The following is a 17,574-nucleotide window of genomic DNA, read 5'->3' as shown; positions in this document are numbered from 1 at the left end:
GGGTTGTCCCTTTTCTGCTATATATAACCTTCCTTATTCTGTAGAGAATTCCTTGATACGCTGCTCTTCCGTCAGACGGCATACCAGCAATGTATTGTTCTTTTCAGCTACAATATATCCGTCCAACCCTTGTATGACGACTTTCTTCTCCTGAGTGGCATGCACTACGCAGTTACGTGATTCATACATCTTTATATCAGGACCGATGCATACATTGTTGTGTGCATCACGCTTGGAATTTTCATGAAGCGAACCCCACGTGCCTAAATCACTCCAGCCGAAAGAGGCCGGGAAGACATAAATCTCATCCGCCTTTTCCATAATAGCGTAGTCTACTGAAATGTTTTCGCACGACGGGAACAGTTCGTTTACCATCTCCTGTTCTTTATCCGTATAAAAATAAGGAAGCAAACGTTCGAATATCTTGGCCATTACCGGCTGATAAACCCGTATGGCATTGACAATTGTATTTACATTCCATACAAAAATCCCCGCATTCCAGAAATAATTGCTCCGCTGCAAGTAACGTTCAGCCGTAGCAAGGTCTGGTTTCTCACGGAAAGCGTCAACACGATATATTTCCTTATTTGAAGGACAGGCCATCGACAAGTCAGCCTCAATGTATCCATAACCTGTTTCCGGACGGTTGGCCTTCATTCCCAAGGTCACGATAGCGTCCGAATCAGCAGTAAACTTCATGGCGGAAGTCACCACACGGGCAAACTCACGCACATTCATTACAATATGATCGCTGGGAGTCACCACGATATTGGCCTTTGGATTACGGGCCTTGATTTTCCAGCTTACATACGCAATGCAAGGGGCCGTATTACGGCGGCACGGTTCAAGCAAAATATGATCTTCAGCCACTTTGGGAAGCTGTTCCTTTACAATATCCGCATACTTGGCTGAAGTCACGATCCAAATATTCTCCGGCAGGCATACAGCTTTAAAACGGTCGACTGTCAATTGAATGAGCGTACGTCCGCAACCCAGCACGTCAATGAACTGCTTGGGCATTTCCGGACTGCTCATCGGCCAAAAGCGACTGCCTATGCCTCCGGCCATAATGACCACATGATTATTCGTTGGATTCATAACAAACTTTTCTTGGTAACTACGCAAAGTTAAATGATTAATTTTGAATATTTCCTATCTTTGTAAAAAATTATCTACTGAAAATGAGAACTTACCCCTGTATATTGACCATCGCCGGTTCCGACTGTAGCGGTGGAGCGGGCATCCAAGCCGACATCAAAGCCATTTCTGCACTGGGAGCCTACGCGGCCAGTGCCATTACCGCCATCACTGTACAAAACACTTGCGGAGTGACAGGCATTCATCCTGTTCCTCCTGCCTATGTGAAAGGACAAATAGAGGCTGTCATGGAGGACATCCACCCGCAAGCCATCAAAATTGGGATGATTAATGATACGGAAATCGTAGAGGTCATCGCAGGATCACTCCAGAAATACCGTCCACGGTTTGTGGTCTTCGACCCTGTCATGGTATCCACCAGTGGATGCAAGCTGATGGAAGATGAAGCCATAGAAGCCATCACGACCCGGTTAATCCCTTTGGCCACCCTCATCACGCCGAACCTGAGTGAGGCCGAAATACTGGCCGGACAAAAAATCAATACCGTCGAAGACATGCAACGCCAGGCTAAAAAGATGCTGGAACTGGGCTGTAAAGGCGTACTTATCAAGGGAGGACACCTGGACGGCGGACAAATGTGCGATGTACTTCAGACAGCCGATGATGACGCCCCCCATCTGTTCACGGCCCCGAAGGTAGAAAGCCGTAACACCCACGGCACGGGCTGTACACTGTCCTCGGCCATCGCCACGTATCTGGCTCTGGGTGAGCCTGTTGCCAGTGCCGTAGAAAAAGCCAAACAATATGTCTATTTAGGCATCGAATCCGGAAAAGACGTCTGCATCGGACACGGACATGGCCCGTTGAACCACTTCTATTCGCCTGTGCCTATGCACATTTTCGACAAAAATGAGTAATATGTCAAAATAATCATTACCTTTGCAGGCAATAACTTAAACAACGAAGAAAATATGAAAGCATTTGTATTTCCCGGACAAGGAGCCCAGTTCGTATGTATGGGAAAAGACCTGTACGAAACGTCTCCACTTGCCAAAGAATTATTTGAGAAAGCCAATGATATTTTGGGTTACCGCATCACCGACATCATGTTCGAAGGTACCGACGAAGATTTGCGTCAGACAAAGGTAACTCAGCCCGCCGTATTCCTTCACTCTGTCATCTCTGCCTTGTGCATGGGAGATGCTTTCCAGCCGGAAATGACCGCCGGACACTCCTTGGGTGAATTCTCTGCCTTGGTCGCAGCCGGAGCCTTGTCATTCGAAGACGGACTGAAACTGGTGTACGCACGTGCCATGGCCATGCAGAAAGCCTGCGAAGCCCAGCCTTCTACCATGGCGGCCATCATTGCTTTGCCGGATGAAAAGGTAGAAGAAATCTGCGCTTCGGTTGCTGCTGAAGGAGAAGTCTGCGTGGCAGCCAACTACAACTGCCCGGGACAGATTGTCATTTCAGGAAGCATCGAAGGTATCAACAAGGCTTGCGAACTGATGAAAGCCGCCGGTGCCAAGCGTGCGCTTCCGTTGAAAGTGGGCGGTGCTTTCCACTCTCCACTCATGGACCCTGCCAAGGTGGAACTGGAAGCAGCCATCAACGCCACGGAGTTCCACACCCCGAAATGTCCGATTTACCAGAATGTAGACGCTCTTCCTCATACAGACCCGGCTGAAATCAAGAAGAATCTGGTAGCACAGCTCACGGCTTCTGTACGCTGGACACAGACCGTACAACACATGATTGCCGACGGAGCGGACGACTTTACAGAATGTGGTCCGGGCGCCGTACTGCAGGGACTGATCAAGAAAATCAACAAAGAAGTCAACGCACACGGAATAGCATAAGCAGACTCAAAGTCTGACACAAGGCACGAATTATACGAAACAGGCGGATCCTTTCCATACATCCGTGCTAAAGCGTATAATTCGTGCTTTTTATTTTTATCAATATACGAAATAAAGATTCACTATGGAGACGACAAAGAAAATCATTATTTACCAAGTATTTACAAGACTGTTCGGCAACCAAAACAAAACTTGCCAGCCGGACGGAGACATCGAGACAAACGGATGTGGAAAAATGAACGACTTCACCAAACAAGCCTTGCATGAAATCAAAAAGCTGGGAGCCACTCACATCTGGTATACAGGCCTGCTGGCCCATGCCTCACAAACAGACTACACAGCCTACGGCATACCTAAAAACCATCCTTCCATCGTGAAAGGAAAAGCCGGTTCTCCCTACGCTATCCGGGATTACTACGATGTCGACCCCGATCTGGCTGAACATGTGGACAAACGCATGGAAGAATTCGAGGAGCTGGTGAAACGTACCCATGAATGTGGACTGAAAATGATTATCGATTTCGTACCCAACCACGTGGCACGCCAGTATCATTCCATCGCCAAGCCACAGGGAGTCAAAGATTTGGGAGAAAACGACGACTGCACACAGGCTTTCAACCCGCAAAACAATTTCTACTACATTCCCGGACAGAAACTGGAAGGGGAAATTGATTTCTACAACCCTGCAATGGGGACCTACGAAGAGATGCCGGCAAAGGCTACCGGCAACGACCGCTTTGACCCGTGGCCTAACCGGAACGACTGGTACGAAACGGTCAAACTGAACTATGGAGTGGATTACATCAACCATACGGGAGGACACTTCGACCCGATTCCCGACACCTGGTATAAAATGGAGCAGATACTGAGCTACTGGGCCGAAAAAGGAATCGACGGTTTCCGCTGTGATATGGCAGAGATGGTGCCCTGCGAATTCTGGGGATGGGTCATCCCGCGCATCAAAGCTGCTTACCCGAATATTATCTTTATTGCCGAAGTATATAATCCGAACGAATACCGGAACTATATCCACAATGGACACTTTGATTACTTGTACGACAAAGTGGGCCTTTATGACACGCTGAGAAACATCACCTGCGACTATGCCTCAGCCACCGGCATTACGCATTGCTGGCAGAGCGTGGACGACATCCAGGACCACATGCTGAACTTCCTGGAGAACCACGACGAACAACGCATCGCCTCCGGCTTCTTTGCCGAAGACCCATTCAAGGCTATCCCGGCCTTCATCGTTTCGGCTTGTCTGCGGAAAAATCCGGTCATGGTCTATTTCGGTCAGGAACTGGGCGAAAAAGGCATGGACAGTGAAGGATTCAGCGGACGCGACGGAAGGACAACTATTTTCGACTATTGGTGCGTGGACAGCATTTTCCGCTGGAACAACCACGGACGCTGGAACACACATCTGCTGAATGAAAGAGAAAAGGAATTGCGGCATTTCTATGAAACCGTGCTGCACATCTGCCAGAATGAACCGGCCATCAGTGACGGTGACTTTTTCGATTTGATGTATGTCAATCTGAACGGATGGCAAATGAACGAACACAAGCAGTATGCCTTCCTACGGAAATTTGCCAATGAAGTATTACTGGTTATGGTAAACTTCGGAGATGCTCCCGCACAGATTGGGGTCAACATCCCTACGCATGCATTCGATTACCTGAAAATGACTCCCTCCCCGAAATGCAAATGCAAGGACCTGCTCTCAGGGAAACAGGAAACCATCTGCTTCTCTCCGGACAGTCCGGTCTGCACGGAACTTCCAGCCTACGGAGGAAAGATTCTGAAATTCAAGGTAAAATAATCCTTTTCCTTACGAAAAGCATACCAAACAGCATAGTTTTATTTTATTTTGTTTGGTAACTTGAAACAAAACGGTATCTTTGCACAAATGAGCCAACTTTGTGCAAACAATAAATACGATTATATGGAAAAAAGTTTTCTGGCCTTCATCGAAGACAGCATCAAGAAAAACTGGGACCTTGACGCCCTGACAGACTACAAAGGCGCCACCTTGCAATACAAGGACGTAGCACGAAAAATAGAAAAACTACATATCCTGCTGGAAGAAAGCGGTATCAAGCCAGGCGACAAAGTGGCCTTGTGCGGACGTAACAGTTCGCACTGGGGAGTCGCTTTTCTGGCCATTCTGACCTACGGAGCCGTGGCTGTTCCCATTCTGCATGAGTTCAAGGCAGACAACATTCACAATATCGTGAACCATTCCGATGCCCGCCTGCTTTTTGTGGGCGATGTGGTATGGGAGTCGTTGAACGAAAGCGAAATGCCCAATCTGGAAGGAATCATCTTGATGACCGATTTCACCTTACTGGTCTGCCGCAGCAAACAACTGGAATATGCCCGCGAGCACCTGAATGAGATGTTCGGAAAAAAATTCCCGCGTAATTTCCGGAAAGAACATGTCAGCTATCGGAGAGACACGCCGGAAGAACTGGCCTTAATCAACTATACATCGGGAACGACGAGTTTCTCAAAAGGTGTCATGATTCCTTACCGCAGCCTGTGGTCCAACACGCAATTTGCCTTCGAGGTACTGCACATGCAGCCCGGCAACAAAGTAATCTCCATCCTTCCGATGGCACACATGTACGGACTGGCTTTCGAGTTTATCTATGAAGTTTGTGCAGGCTGTCATGTATATTTCCTAACCCGTATGCCAAGCCCCAAAATTATCTTCCAGGCATTCACGGAAGTCAAACCTCATATTGTGATTTCGGTTCCACTTATTATTGAAAAAATCATTAAGAAGAATGTACTTCCTAAGCTGGAAACACTGAAGATGAAAATTCTATTGAGAGTTCCACTTATTAATGATAAAATCAAAGAAGCTGTACGCGAACACATGGTACAAGCATTTGGAGGAAACTTCTATGAAGTCATTATTGGAGGAGCGGCATTCAATCAAGATGTGGAACGCCTGTTGAGGAGCTTGGATTTCCCCTACACAGTAGGTTATGGAATGACAGAGTGTGGGCCGATTATCTGTTACGAAGACTGGAAGCGCTACAAACCGGGGTCTTGCGGAAAAGCTGCCCCCCGCATGGAAGTTAAAATTGACAGTCCAGATCCGCAACGCATTGTCGGAGAGATTCTCACCCGAGGCGAAAATGTCATGCTGGGATACTACAAGAATCCAGAATCGACCGCCCAAGCCATTGATGCGGACGGCTGGCTGCATACCGGAGATTTAGGAATCATGGACAAGGATGGAAATGTCACAATCAAAGGAAGAAGCAAAAATATGCTACTTGGCCCTTCCGGACAAAATATTTACCCGGAAGAGATTGAGGAAAAGCTGAGCAATCTGCCTTATGTATGTGAAAACATCGTTATCCAACAGAGTGACAATAAACTGGCGGCACTGATTTATCCAGACTTCGATGAAGCATTCAAACAAGGACTGACAAAGGAAGATATCGAAAGAATTATGGAAGAAAACCGAGTGGCCGTAAATGCAGAACTTCCTGCCTACTCTCAGATTGCCCGTGTCAAAATCTACCCGGAAGAATTTGAGAAAACGCCGAAGAAGAGCATTAAACGTTTCCTTTATCAAGATGTCAAATAACACTATGAGATTTAAAGTTATATCGGTGTTCCTGTGGGGAAGTCTCCTCGCAGGAACACATCTCTTTGCTCAGCAAACAGAACAGAAAAGCGTACTGAAAAAAGGACCGAATGTGTCACTGAATATTACCAACAAAAAGAAATTTCCTCAAAGAACGTACCTGAACGTTGGATTATTCACCAATTCGCCCTGTCTGAATGGGTTGGGAATCAATGTCATATCAAGTTTACAACATTACAATTCCTACGGACTCCAATTATCCGGACTGACCAACGTGTCTGGACTGAAAGCTACCGGTGTCCAGATTTCGGGCATTGCCAATGTAACAGGAAAAAGAGCGTGTGGCTTTATTCTTTCCGGACTGACCAATGTAACAGGAACTTCCACATACGGTTTGTCAGTTGCCGGACTGGGCAATATTTCCGGAGGAGATATTAAAGGAATGGGTATCGCCGGGCTGGTGAATGTCAGTGAAGATCTCAGAGGCATGGCCATCGCCGGACTGGCGAACGTCAACAAAGACATACAAGCCGGACTGATTATCGGAGGCCTCATGAACGTTTCCGGAAATTCTTCCAGAGGGGTACAATTGACTTCCTTGCTCAATGTCACCGGAAAATCCAATCAAGGATGGCAGATTGCGGCTTTAGGAAATGTCAGTGTGGAAAATAGAGGTGTACAAAGCGCGTTGCTCAACTATAGCGTAGAGAACAAAGGTGTTCAGTTAGGAATCGGGAATGTCAACACCAAAAGCAATTCGAGAGGCTATCAAATAGGAATCATCAATGTAAGTACAGACAGTACGGCACACCAGATAGGATGCATCAACCTGAAGCCTGACACACGTGTGCAAATGATTGTTTCAGGAGGTAATGCCAATAAAGGCAGTGTTTCAATCCGCTTCAAAAACCGGTTTACTTATACACAAATCGGTGCAGGAGCCTATTATTTGGGAACAAACCATCCATTCTCTGTCAGTGGATTTTATCGTGCTGGCGTATACCACAGCCTCACGAAGAAACTGGACCTCAGTGCCGATATCGGATACTATCACATTGAGTCATTAGACAACAAGAATCAAGGATTTCCGGCCCGCCTGTATGCATTGGAACCCCGCATCAGCCTGGAATACAGCCTTACAAAGAAATTCGGCCTTTTTGTTTCCGGCGGATACGGATGGACACGTACCTACAAAGGAAATCAGGCCTTCGACAAGAAAATGGTAATAGAAGCTGGAATGGTTCTGTTCTGACACAGACCATTCCATTCTTTTTTCAATTTTGACGTCAACTGTTCAGACTAGCCGAACGTACTCTACTCAGTGTCTCCGGCGTCATCTGCAACAAAGAAGCAATATAAACCAGCGGCGTACGCTTCAAAATCTCAGGATGCAGCTGAAGCAGTTTGGTATAACGTTCGTGGGCAGGCTCAAAACGCAATGTATCGGCTTTCACCTGCGACTCAATCAACGACAGTTCGAATATTCTACGGTACCATGCCCCTATTGCCGCATCTTCCAGTGAAAGTTGCTCCATTTTGCTTTTAGGGATTTCCCACAATACCGTCGGTTCCAACGTTTCAATCATCAACCGGGTAGGTTCTTCCTTCAAATAACTTTCCAAACAGATTACCACTCCGCCTTCATAAGCAATATGTTCTGTCAGGTCTTTATCATATTTGAAATAAAACTGACGCGTCAATCCTTTTTCAATATAGAGCATAGAACGACACACATCACCTTCATCCAATATCCGCTCCCCTTTTTTATATTTCTTGCAAGTCAGTATCTCTGCCAACCCATGAATCTGCTCCCGGTTGAGAAGACAATTCATCCCGGAAACCATCATCTTGGCAGCCTCTATATTTGTTGTCATATTATTCAATTTAACGTTAGAATTTATTTAACCTTAATACGATCGAACCCTTCACCAAACACACCAATCACCGCACTTTGTGACACAAAGGCTTTCGGGTCAATATCTTTAATCAACCGGAAAATTACGCTCGACTCACTCTTTTTAGCCAAAACAAACATCATCTTCACGCCATTATGAGTATAACAACCCACTCCATCTATAAATGTCACTCCACGGTGCAGATCCTTGTTGATGCGCGCTCCAATTTCTTCGTATTTACTGGAAATGATGAAAAACTGCACCGACTGACGAGCACTGTTCACTACTTGGTCAAGCACAAAACTGGAAATAAACAGCACTACATAACCATACACCACTTTTTCCCAATTATGCAACACCAAATAACTGGAAGATATAATGATTATATCACAAATCAAGATGACTCTTCCTAAAGTAATATCACGATATTTGTTGACAATAGCCGCAATAATATCCGTTCCTCCTGTACTTCCATTGGCCGAGAATGCGACTCCAATACCCGCTCCACAAAAAGAAGCTCCCAGTACACACGACATGAAAGGTTGGTCATGAATCAACGGCCCTGATACAAACTTTTGGATGACACTTAATATGAAAGTCAATGTGAAAACCGCAAAAATAGTTTTCAAACAAAACCTAAGTCCCAAAATCTTGAGGGCAAGCAAAAGCAACAGAAAATTTATAATCAAATAGGTATACTGCACCGGAAAACCCGTTCCCCAATACACAATGGATGCAATTCCGGGTACCGCTCCCGAAGGAATGTCACTTGGCAACAAAAACACGGTCCATCCGATACCATACATAATCATTCCCAAAGCAATCATTAAATAATCCTTGGTCTCTCTCAATAATTTCTGCTTTTTAGTAGCAGGCAAAGCTGGATTCATTTTATGGATAATCTTTAAAATTCAACTGCAAAAGTAAGAAAAAAATCCAAATAATTGACTTATATCAAGTCCAAAAATACGAAAATAAGAGAGCACATACTTTTAAAAATGACATGATTTTCGTACTTTTGCCGGCAAATAGAATAATAAATGGCATTAGTCAACGAACACCTGCTCAAATTACCGGAAAACTACTTGTTTACCGATATTGTAAAAAGAGTAAATTCTTTTAAAGTGACACATCCCCAGGCCCGCATCATTCATCTGGGAATCGGCGATGTGACCCTTCCTATCCCCAAAGCATGTGTAGAAGCAATGCAAAAAGCTGCCGGAGAACTAGGCAATCCGGAAACGTTCAGGGGATATGGTCCCGAACAAGGCTACGATTTTTTAATCGAGGCTATCCTAAAACATGATTATGCCGCCCACGGTATCAACTTCGACGCCAATGAAATATTCATCAGCGACGGTTCAAAGTCGGACACAGGAAACATCGGCGACATCCTGCGACATGACAACAGCATTGGAGTAACCGATCCCATTTATCCGGCTTATATTGACTCGAACGTTTCCTGCGGAAGAGCCGGCGTACTGGAAAAAGACGGCAAATGGAGCAATGTCGTATACATGCCTTGCCGGATAGAAAACAAATTTGTACCCGAAATTCCCAAACAACGCATAGACATCATTTATTTATGTTACCCCAACAATCCCACCGGAGCCGTCCTTACGAAAAGCGAGCTCAAAAAATGGGTGAATTATGCCATTGAAAACGATGCCCTTATTATTTTTGACGCGGCATACGAAGCATATATACAAGACCCGGATATTCCCCACTCCATATATGAAATAAAAGGAGCCAAAAAGGTAGCCATCGAATTCCGGAGTTTTTCAAAAACCGCAGGATTCACCGGAGTGCGTTGCGGATACATGGTCATACCCAAAGAAGTGACGGCCGCCACACTGGAAGGCGAACGGATACAATTAAACAAACTGTGGCTCAGACGCCAGTCCACCAAATTCAATGGAGTTTCCTATATCACCCAACGGGGAGCCGAAGCCATCTATACGCCGGAAGGGAAGGAACAAGTGAAAAAAATGGTAAGCTATTACATGGACAACGCCAAAATCATGAAAAAAATGCTGTCGAAAACTGGAATCCAGTTCTTTGGAGGAGACAATGCCCCTTACTTATGGGTAAAAGCACCGGGGAACCAGACAGCATGGAAATTCTTCGACAAATTGCTTTACGAAGCCCACGTAGTAAGTACTCCGGGAGTTGGATTCGGTCCTAGCGGTGAAGGATATGTACGCCTCACTTCTTTCGGAGACCGTCACCAATGTGAAGAAGGCATCCGGAGAATTTGCCAGTGTTTATAAACATCCATACATCAAATAAAAACCAAACAACTTAAAATAAGAAATAAGGTAGTATGTCAAAATTAAGATTCAGAGTAGTGGAAAAGGCATTCCACAAAAAACCGGTAGACGTACCTTCACCCGCTGAACGTCCGAGTGAGTATTTTGCGAAATACGTGTTCAACCGGGAAAAAATGTTCAAGTATCTGCCGAGCAATGTCTATGCCAAACTGATTGACGTAATTGACAACGGTGCTTCTCTCGACCGTAGCATCGCCAATGCCGTAGCCGACGGAATGAAAAAATGGGCCATTGAACTGGGAGTTACTCACTACACTCACTGGTTCCAGCCTTTGACAGAAGGAACGGCTGAAAAGCACGATGCTTTCGTGGAACACGACGGAAAAGGCGGCATGCTGGAAGAATTCTCCGGCAAACTGCTGGTACAGCAGGAATCAGATGGTTCTTCATTCCCGAACGGAGGTATCCGTAACACATTCGAAGCCCGCGGTTACAGTGCATGGGATCCTTCTTCACCCGTATTTGTGGTAGACGACACCTTGTGTATTCCCACAGTGTTCATCGCCTACACCGGAGAATCACTCGACTACAAAGCTCCGCTGCTGAAAGCTCTCCGCGCAGTCAACAAAGCTGCCTTGGACGTCATGCATTACTTCGATCCATCTGTCAAAAAAATTGTCTCCTACCTGGGCTGGGAACAGGAATATTTCCTGGTAGACGAAGGTTTGTATGCCGCCCGTCCGGACCTGCTGCTGACAGGACGTACGCTGATGGGGCACGAGGCTTCAAAGAACCAGCAGTTGGAAGACCACTATTTCGGTGCTATCCCTACCCGTGTGGCCGCTTTCATGAAAGAACTTGAAATCCAGTCGCTCGAATTGGGTATTCCAGTCAAGACACGTCACAACGAGGTAGCTCCGAACCAGTTTGAGCTAGCCCCCATTTATGAAGAATGCAACCTGGCTGTCGACCACAACATGCTGGTCATGTCGCTCATGCGAAAAATTGCACGCAACCACGGATTCCGTGTACTGCTGCATGAAAAGCCGTTCAAAGGTGTCAACGGTTCCGGTAAGCACAACAACTGGTCGCTCGGTACAGATACCGGCACCCTGCTGATGGCTCCGGGAAAAACTTCTGAAGAAAATCTGCGCTTCATTACATTTGTGGTCAACACACTGATGGCTGTATACCGTCACAACGGACTGCTGAAGGCTTCTATCATGAGCGCTACCAACGCACACCGTCTGGGAGCCAACGAAGCACCTCCTGCCATCATCTCTTCTTTCCTGGGTACACAGCTCAGCAAGGTACTCGACCACCTGGAAGAAAGTACCAACGACGACCTCGTTTCTTTAGGGGGAAAACAAGGAATGAAACTCGATATTCCGCAGATTCCGGAACTGCTGATTGATAACACCGACCGTAACCGTACTTCTCCGTTCGCCTTCACCGGCAACCGTTTCGAATTCCGTGCACCAGGTTCTGAAGCCAACTGCGCCAGTGCCATGATTGCGTTGAATGCTGCTGTAGCCGAACAACTTATTGAATTCAAGAAAGAAGTCGACGAACTGATTGAAAGAGGAGAACCCAAAATTTCAGCCATCATCCAGATTGTACGCAAATGCATCAAAGAATGCAAACCAATCCGCTTCGACGGAAACGGCTACAGTGAAGAATGGAAGGAAGAAGCCGCCCGCCGCGGACTGGACTGCGAAACCAGCTGTCCGGTTATCTTTGACAACTACCTGAAACCGGAAAGTATCCGTATGTTCGAATTTACCGGTGTCATGACACGCAAGGAACTGGAGGCCCGCAATGAAGTGAAATGGGAAATGTACACCAAGAAAATCCAGATTGAAGCCCGTGTATTGGGCGACTTGGTGATGAACCACGTCGTTCCAGTAGCCATTGAATACCAGACCAAACTGATTGACAATGCCTACAAGATGAAATCACTGTTCCCGGAAGACGAAGCTCACGCATTGTCAGCCGAAAATTTGGCCATCATCAAGGCAATTTCTGAACATACTTCATTCATCAAGAAACATGTAGACGAAATGATAGAAGCCCGCAAGGTTGCCAACCGCATTGCCAGCGAACGTGAAAAAGCCATTGCTTATCATGACACGGTAGCTCCGATGTTGGAACAGATCCGTTACCATATCGACAAACTGGAACTGATTGTCGACGACCAGATGTGGACACTTCCGAAATACCGCGAACTGCTGTTCGTTCGGTAACCCACAAGTTCCACCTCGCAATTATTTTATCATCCCCGAAGGCTTTTCTGTGGCTACATTCCGCCCGGAAACCCTTCGGGGATTTGTTATCGGTGCACTTTTCTAACATTTTGTCGGGCACAGAAGATTTATTTTCGCCAAAGTATATATCTTTGCAGCATGGAATGGTTAATTAATTTATTTGTGGAACAATCCGCACTACAGGCGGTCGTCATACTTTCCCTGATTACAGCCATCGGGTTAGGACTGGGAAAAATTCATGTTTGCGGAATTTCTCTCGGAGTTACATTTGTTTTCTTTACTGGCATTCTGGCCGGACATCTCGGTTTTTCCATCGACCCACAGATGCTGAGTTACGCAGAAAGTTTCGGACTGGTACTTTTTGTGTATGCACTCGGGCTGCAGGTGGGTCCCGGCTTCTTCAGTTCTTTCCAGCGGGGCGGATACCGTCTGAACATGCTGGGGCTGGGAGTTATTTTTCTAGGTACAATAATGGCCGTAATACTGAGTCTGACCACCCCCATCGGATTACCTGACATGATTGGTATCCTGTGTGGTGCCACCACCAATACCCCTGCACTTGGAGCGGCTCAACAGACCCTGAAACAGTTGGGAGAACCCACCAGTGGAGCAGCCCTCAGCTGTGCAGTAACTTATCCGCTAGGTGTGGTAGGTGTCATTTTCGCGATTCTGGTCATTAAAAAATTCTTTGTCCGCCCGTCCGATATGCAGGAACATGAACACGATGACCCGAATCACACCTACATCGCTACTTTTCAGGTACACAATCCTGCTATCTTCAATAAAAGCATACAAGATATCGCTCAAGCCGGCTATCCCAAATTCGTCATTTCCCGTCTTTGGAGAGAAGGCATGGTCAGTATTCCTACTTCCGAAAAGATACTGAAGGAAAACGACCGTATCCTAGTAATCACCACCGAAAAAGATGCACCGACACTGACCATTCTTTTCGGCGAACAGGAGAAACGGGATTGGAACAAGGAGGACATCGATTGGAATGCCATCGACAGCAAGTTGATATCCAAGCACATCATCGTGTCGCGCCCGGAAATCAACGGAAAGAAGCTGGGCTCACTCCGACTGAGAAATACTTACGGAATCAACATCAGCCGGGTACTCCGAAGCGGTGTACAACTGCTGGCTACCCCCGGACTGGTATTGCAATTGGGCGACCGACTGACCGTAGTAGGTGAAGCTGCAGCCATCCAAAACGTAGAAAAAGTATTGGGGAATACCGTCAAAACACTGAAAGACCCTAACCTGGCTTCCATTTTTATCGGTATCGTACTGGGACTGGTGGTCGGTTCCATTCCCATCGCCATTCCAGGAATCAGTTCTCCCGTCAAACTGGGACTGGCAGGAGGTCCCATCGTCATGGGTATTCTGATAGGTGCATACGGGCCTCGTCTGCACCTGGTGACTTATACTACCCGAAGTGCCAACCTCATGCTGAGAGGTATCGGGCTTTCTCTCTACCTGGCCTGCCTCGGACTGGATGCCGGAGCCCATTTCTTTGAAACCGTCATGCGACCGGAAGGAGCCTTGTGGGTCGGAATTGGTTTCCTGATTACCTTCATCCCGGTTGTCATCATGGCCATAGTGGCCCTCCGTCTGTGCAAGATGGACTTTGGAAATACCTGCGGCATGCTGTGCGGAAGCATGGCCAACCCCATGGCACTGAATTATGCCAACGACATCATACCCGGTGATGAACCATCCGTAAGTTATGCCACCGTATATCCGCTCGGCATGTTTACCCGCGTCATCATTGCCCAGTTGGTACTGATGCTATTCTTATAAACAAAATCTTAACTCAAGCCATATCATGGAAACGTACAAACAAATCACTCCCGAAATGATACAAGAGGACATCCGTTACCTGGAACTCCTCTCCCACGATTTTCCCAGCCTGGCAGCTGCCAGTACGGAAATCATCAACCTGGAAGCTATCCTCAATCTGCCGAAAGGTACAGAACACTTTCTGGCCGACCTACACGGGGAATACGAAGCTTTTCAACATGTGCTCCGCAACGCCTCTGGAGCCATCAAGCGAAAAGTCAACGAAATATTTGGCAACAACCTCCGCGAAATGGAGAAAAAAGAGCTTTGTACGCTGATTTATTATCCCGAACAAAAGCTGCAACTGGTAAAGGAAGTGGAAAAAGATTTGGTAGACTGGTATGTCATCACCCTGAACCAGCTTGTCAAAGTCTGCCAGAACGTTTCGTCTAAATATACCCGCTCAAAGGTCCGCAAGGCACTGCCTGAAGAATTTTCCTACATTATTCAGGAATTGCTTCACGAAAGCTCCATGGACCCCAACAAGCAGGCCTATATCAATGTCATCATCCGTACCATCATTGACACACGACGTGCCGATGACTTCATCATTGCCTTGTGCAACCTTATCCAACGGCTGACTATCGATTCCCTGCACATTTTGGGAGATATCTTCGACCGCGGTCCCGGTCCGCACATCATCATGGACACACTTTGCGACTATCATAACTTTGACATCCAGTGGGGTAATCACGATATCCTGTGGATGGGAGCCGCTTCCGGCAACGACTGCTGCATCGCCAACGTGCTCCGTCTGGCCATGCGCTACGGCAATCTCTCGGCCTTGGAAGACGGATACGGAATCAATCTGCTTCCGCTGGCCACTTTTGCCATGGAGGCATACGCCAACGACCCATGCCAGTATTTTGCGCCCAAAATTGCGCCGGAAAGCAGCACCTACAACGACAAGACCTTACGGCTCATCGCACAGATGCATAAGGCCATCACCATCATACAGTTCAAGCTGGAAGCAGCCGCCATTCTCCGCCATCCGGAGTTTGACATGAACAGCCGACTGCTCCTGCATCACATTGACTTCAAACGGAAAGTATTCCAGCTTGATGGAAAAGATTATGAGATGCGCGACTGTCTGTTCCCCACCGTCGACCCGGAAAACCCGTACCAGCTGACGGAAGAAGAACAGGAAATCGTGCTGAAACTGCACAATTCCTTTACGGGCAGTGAGAAATTGCGCAAACACATGAAATGCATCTTCCGTTACGGCTGCATGTACAATGTCTGCAATTCCAACCTGCTTTTCCATGCTTCCATGCCGATGAACGCCGACGGAACCTTGAAAGAAGTAGAAATACTGGGTAACAAATATAAAGGTGAGGCCCTACTGAAACGGGTAGGACAACTTATTCGTACGGCCTATTTCGCAGAAGACGACCATCCGGAGAAAGCTTTTGCCAAAGATTTCATCTGGTATCTGTGGTGCGGAAAAGATTCTCCCGCTTTCGACAAGAGCAAGATGGCTACTTTTGAACGATACTTCCTGACCGACAAGGAGACACACAAGGAGGTGAAAGGATACTATTATACCCTACGCGACCGGGAAGATATCTGCGACATGATTATGGATGAGTTTGGAGTGGAAGGCGAGCACCGCCACATCATCAACGGACATGTACCCGTGAAAGCCGTGAAGGGAGAAAAACCCATCAAAGCCAACGGAAAACTGATGGTCATCGACGGAGGATTCTCCAAAGCTTACCAGCCGGAAACAGGTATTGCAGGCTATACACTGGTATATCACTCCCGCGGTTTCCAACTCGTACAACATGAACCGTTCACTTCCACCCAGAAAGCAATCGAAGAAGGACTCGATATCAAGTCGACCACCCAAATCGTAGAGCTGAGCAGCAAACGAATGATGGTGAAAGACACCGACAAGGGACGAGAACTGATGGTCCAGATTGAAGACCTGAAAAAATTGCTGGTGGCTTATCAGAATGGTATTATCAAGGAAAAAGGTATTTAATTTGAAAATTCTCTATCGATTTTTCAGTCGTTAAGATACCCCTTAAAAAACGCAAGGACGTTTGCAATAAAACGCCCTTGCGTTTTATGTAAAACGTCTAAGCGTTTTGTAGAAAACGTTTCGGCGTTTGAAGCAAAACGCTTAGACGTTTTCCGTTATACATAAAATTGACCCAATATGCATCTTTTTTTCATAAAACGCTTGCAAATTCAAAAATAATGCGTACCTTTGCACCCGTGATTGAGAAACGCCTCAACACAAAGCCAGGATGGCCCGTTCGTCTATCGGTTAGGACGCAAGATTTTCATTCTTGAAAGGGGGGTTCGATTCCCCCACGGGCTACTGAAAAAGAAATAACACACACGGAAATCCGGTGCAAAAGGATGGCCCGTTCGTCTATCGGTTAGGACGCAAGATTTTCATTCTTGAAAGGGGGGTTCGATTCCCCCACGGGCTACTCTCAGAAAGCTGTTTCAAAGAAATTTGAAACGGCTTTTTTGTTTTAGCCTTACCAAGAGAGGTAGTTGCACAAAAAAAGGCTCAACGTAAAAATCTGAGGGATTCGTTGATTAAGCATAAATTTTAGCCAGCCTGAACAAAAAGAAAGCCTTGTCCTTTACTCCCCTGAACTGTGAACGGAAGCTCTTTATTTTTGCATTGAAGGATTCAGATGCAGCGTTTGTGGAACGCTTCTCAAAGAAGTTGATGATTTCCAGATAATGTGTCTGTATGGATCTTGCCACTCTTCCAAAGGCAAG

General features: G+C 46.6%; 13 protein-coding genes and 2 tRNA genes. 11 read left to right on the top strand and 4 right to left on the bottom strand.

Annotated elements, in window-relative coordinates:
- Window positions 1–33: 33 nt before the first annotated feature.
- Window positions 34–1,098, bottom strand: coding sequence for a mannose-1-phosphate guanylyltransferase (locus tag OCV81_RS11145; RefSeq protein ID WP_148330076.1), 1,065 nt, complete (start codon window positions 1,096–1,098; stop codon window positions 34–36).
- Window positions 1,099–1,181: 83 nt separating this feature from the next.
- Between OCV81_RS11145 and thiD the strand changes: the two genes are divergently transcribed.
- The 5 genes from thiD to OCV81_RS11120 all read left to right on the top strand — a co-directional run bounded on the left by thiD (window position 1,182) and on the right by OCV81_RS11120 (window position 7,816).
- On the top strand, window positions 1,182–2,015 hold the full coding sequence (thiD, locus tag OCV81_RS11140; protein WP_148330075.1) for a bifunctional hydroxymethylpyrimidine kinase/phosphomethylpyrimidine kinase: 834 nt from the start codon (window positions 1,182–1,184) through the stop codon (window positions 2,013–2,015).
- 54 nt (window positions 2,016–2,069) lie between these two features.
- Window positions 2,070–2,957 carry an ACP S-malonyltransferase gene (fabD, locus tag OCV81_RS11135; protein ID WP_148330074.1) on the top strand — a complete coding sequence of 296 codons (888 nt, stop codon included), beginning with the start codon at window positions 2,070–2,072 and terminating at the stop codon, window positions 2,955–2,957.
- 124 nt (window positions 2,958–3,081) lie between these two features.
- The gene (locus OCV81_RS11130; RefSeq protein WP_148330073.1) at window positions 3,082–4,782 is read left to right on the top strand and encodes an alpha-amylase family glycosyl hydrolase; all 1,701 of its coding nucleotides are present in this window, start codon (window positions 3,082–3,084) and stop codon (window positions 4,780–4,782) included.
- Window positions 4,783–4,905: 123 nt separating this feature from the next.
- Window positions 4,906–6,564, top strand: coding sequence for an AMP-binding protein (locus tag OCV81_RS11125; protein ID WP_148330072.1), 1,659 nt, complete (start codon window positions 4,906–4,908; stop codon window positions 6,562–6,564).
- 4 nt (window positions 6,565–6,568) lie between these two features.
- A complete protein-coding gene (locus tag OCV81_RS11120) occupies window positions 6,569–7,816 on the top strand; it encodes a hypothetical protein (protein ID WP_148330071.1) in 1,248 nt (415 codons plus the stop codon).
- Window positions 7,817–7,850: 34 nt separating this feature from the next.
- Here OCV81_RS11120 and OCV81_RS11115 read toward each other — a convergent pair whose 3' ends face one another.
- A complete protein-coding gene (locus tag OCV81_RS11115; protein ID WP_022352763.1) occupies window positions 7,851–8,438 on the bottom strand; it encodes a Crp/Fnr family transcriptional regulator in 588 nt (195 codons plus the stop codon).
- A gap of 23 nt (window positions 8,439–8,461) precedes the next feature.
- Window positions 8,462–9,349: a YitT family protein gene (locus OCV81_RS11110; protein WP_022352762.1), complete on the bottom strand. Its 888-nt coding sequence runs from the start codon at window positions 9,347–9,349 to the stop codon at window positions 8,462–8,464.
- Between the two features lie 150 nt (window positions 9,350–9,499).
- Here OCV81_RS11110 and OCV81_RS11105 point away from each other — a divergent pair, with 150 nt between their 5' ends.
- The 6 genes from OCV81_RS11105 (at window position 9,500) to OCV81_RS11080 (ending at window position 17,273) form a co-directional block, all read left to right on the top strand.
- Complete coding sequence (locus OCV81_RS11105) at window positions 9,500–10,729, top strand: LL-diaminopimelate aminotransferase (protein ID WP_148330070.1); 1,230 nt, start codon at window positions 9,500–9,502, stop codon at window positions 10,727–10,729.
- 53 nt (window positions 10,730–10,782) lie between these two features.
- Window positions 10,783–12,972, top strand: coding sequence for a glutamine synthetase III family protein (locus OCV81_RS11100; RefSeq protein WP_148330069.1), 2,190 nt, complete (start codon window positions 10,783–10,785; stop codon window positions 12,970–12,972).
- A 159-nt stretch (window positions 12,973–13,131) separates the two neighbouring features.
- A complete protein-coding gene (locus OCV81_RS11095) occupies window positions 13,132–14,793 on the top strand; it encodes a putative transporter (protein ID WP_148330068.1) in 1,662 nt (553 codons plus the stop codon).
- A gap of 25 nt (window positions 14,794–14,818) precedes the next feature.
- The gene (locus tag OCV81_RS11090; RefSeq protein ID WP_148330067.1) at window positions 14,819–16,816 is read left to right on the top strand and encodes a fructose-1,6-bisphosphatase; all 1,998 of its coding nucleotides are present in this window, start codon (window positions 14,819–14,821) and stop codon (window positions 16,814–16,816) included.
- Window positions 16,817–17,086: 270 nt separating this feature from the next.
- A tRNA-Glu gene (locus OCV81_RS11085) sits at window positions 17,087–17,158 on the top strand.
- Between the two features lie 43 nt (window positions 17,159–17,201).
- Window positions 17,202–17,273: transfer RNA gene (locus OCV81_RS11080), tRNA-Glu, on the top strand.
- Between the two features lie 112 nt (window positions 17,274–17,385).
- Here OCV81_RS11080 and OCV81_RS11075 read toward each other — a convergent pair.
- Window positions 17,386–17,574, bottom strand: a 189-nt coding sequence (locus OCV81_RS11075) for a transposase (RefSeq protein ID WP_148330066.1), incomplete at its 5' end; no start/stop codon positions are given.

The organism is Phocaeicola fibrisolvens, from assembly GCF_025567125.1.
Taxonomy (GTDB): Bacteria; Bacteroidota; Bacteroidia; order Bacteroidales; family Bacteroidaceae; genus Phocaeicola; species Phocaeicola fibrisolvens.
The sequence above is the reverse complement of the archived record's forward strand: the minus strand, read 5'-3'. Positions and strand labels throughout refer to the sequence as shown.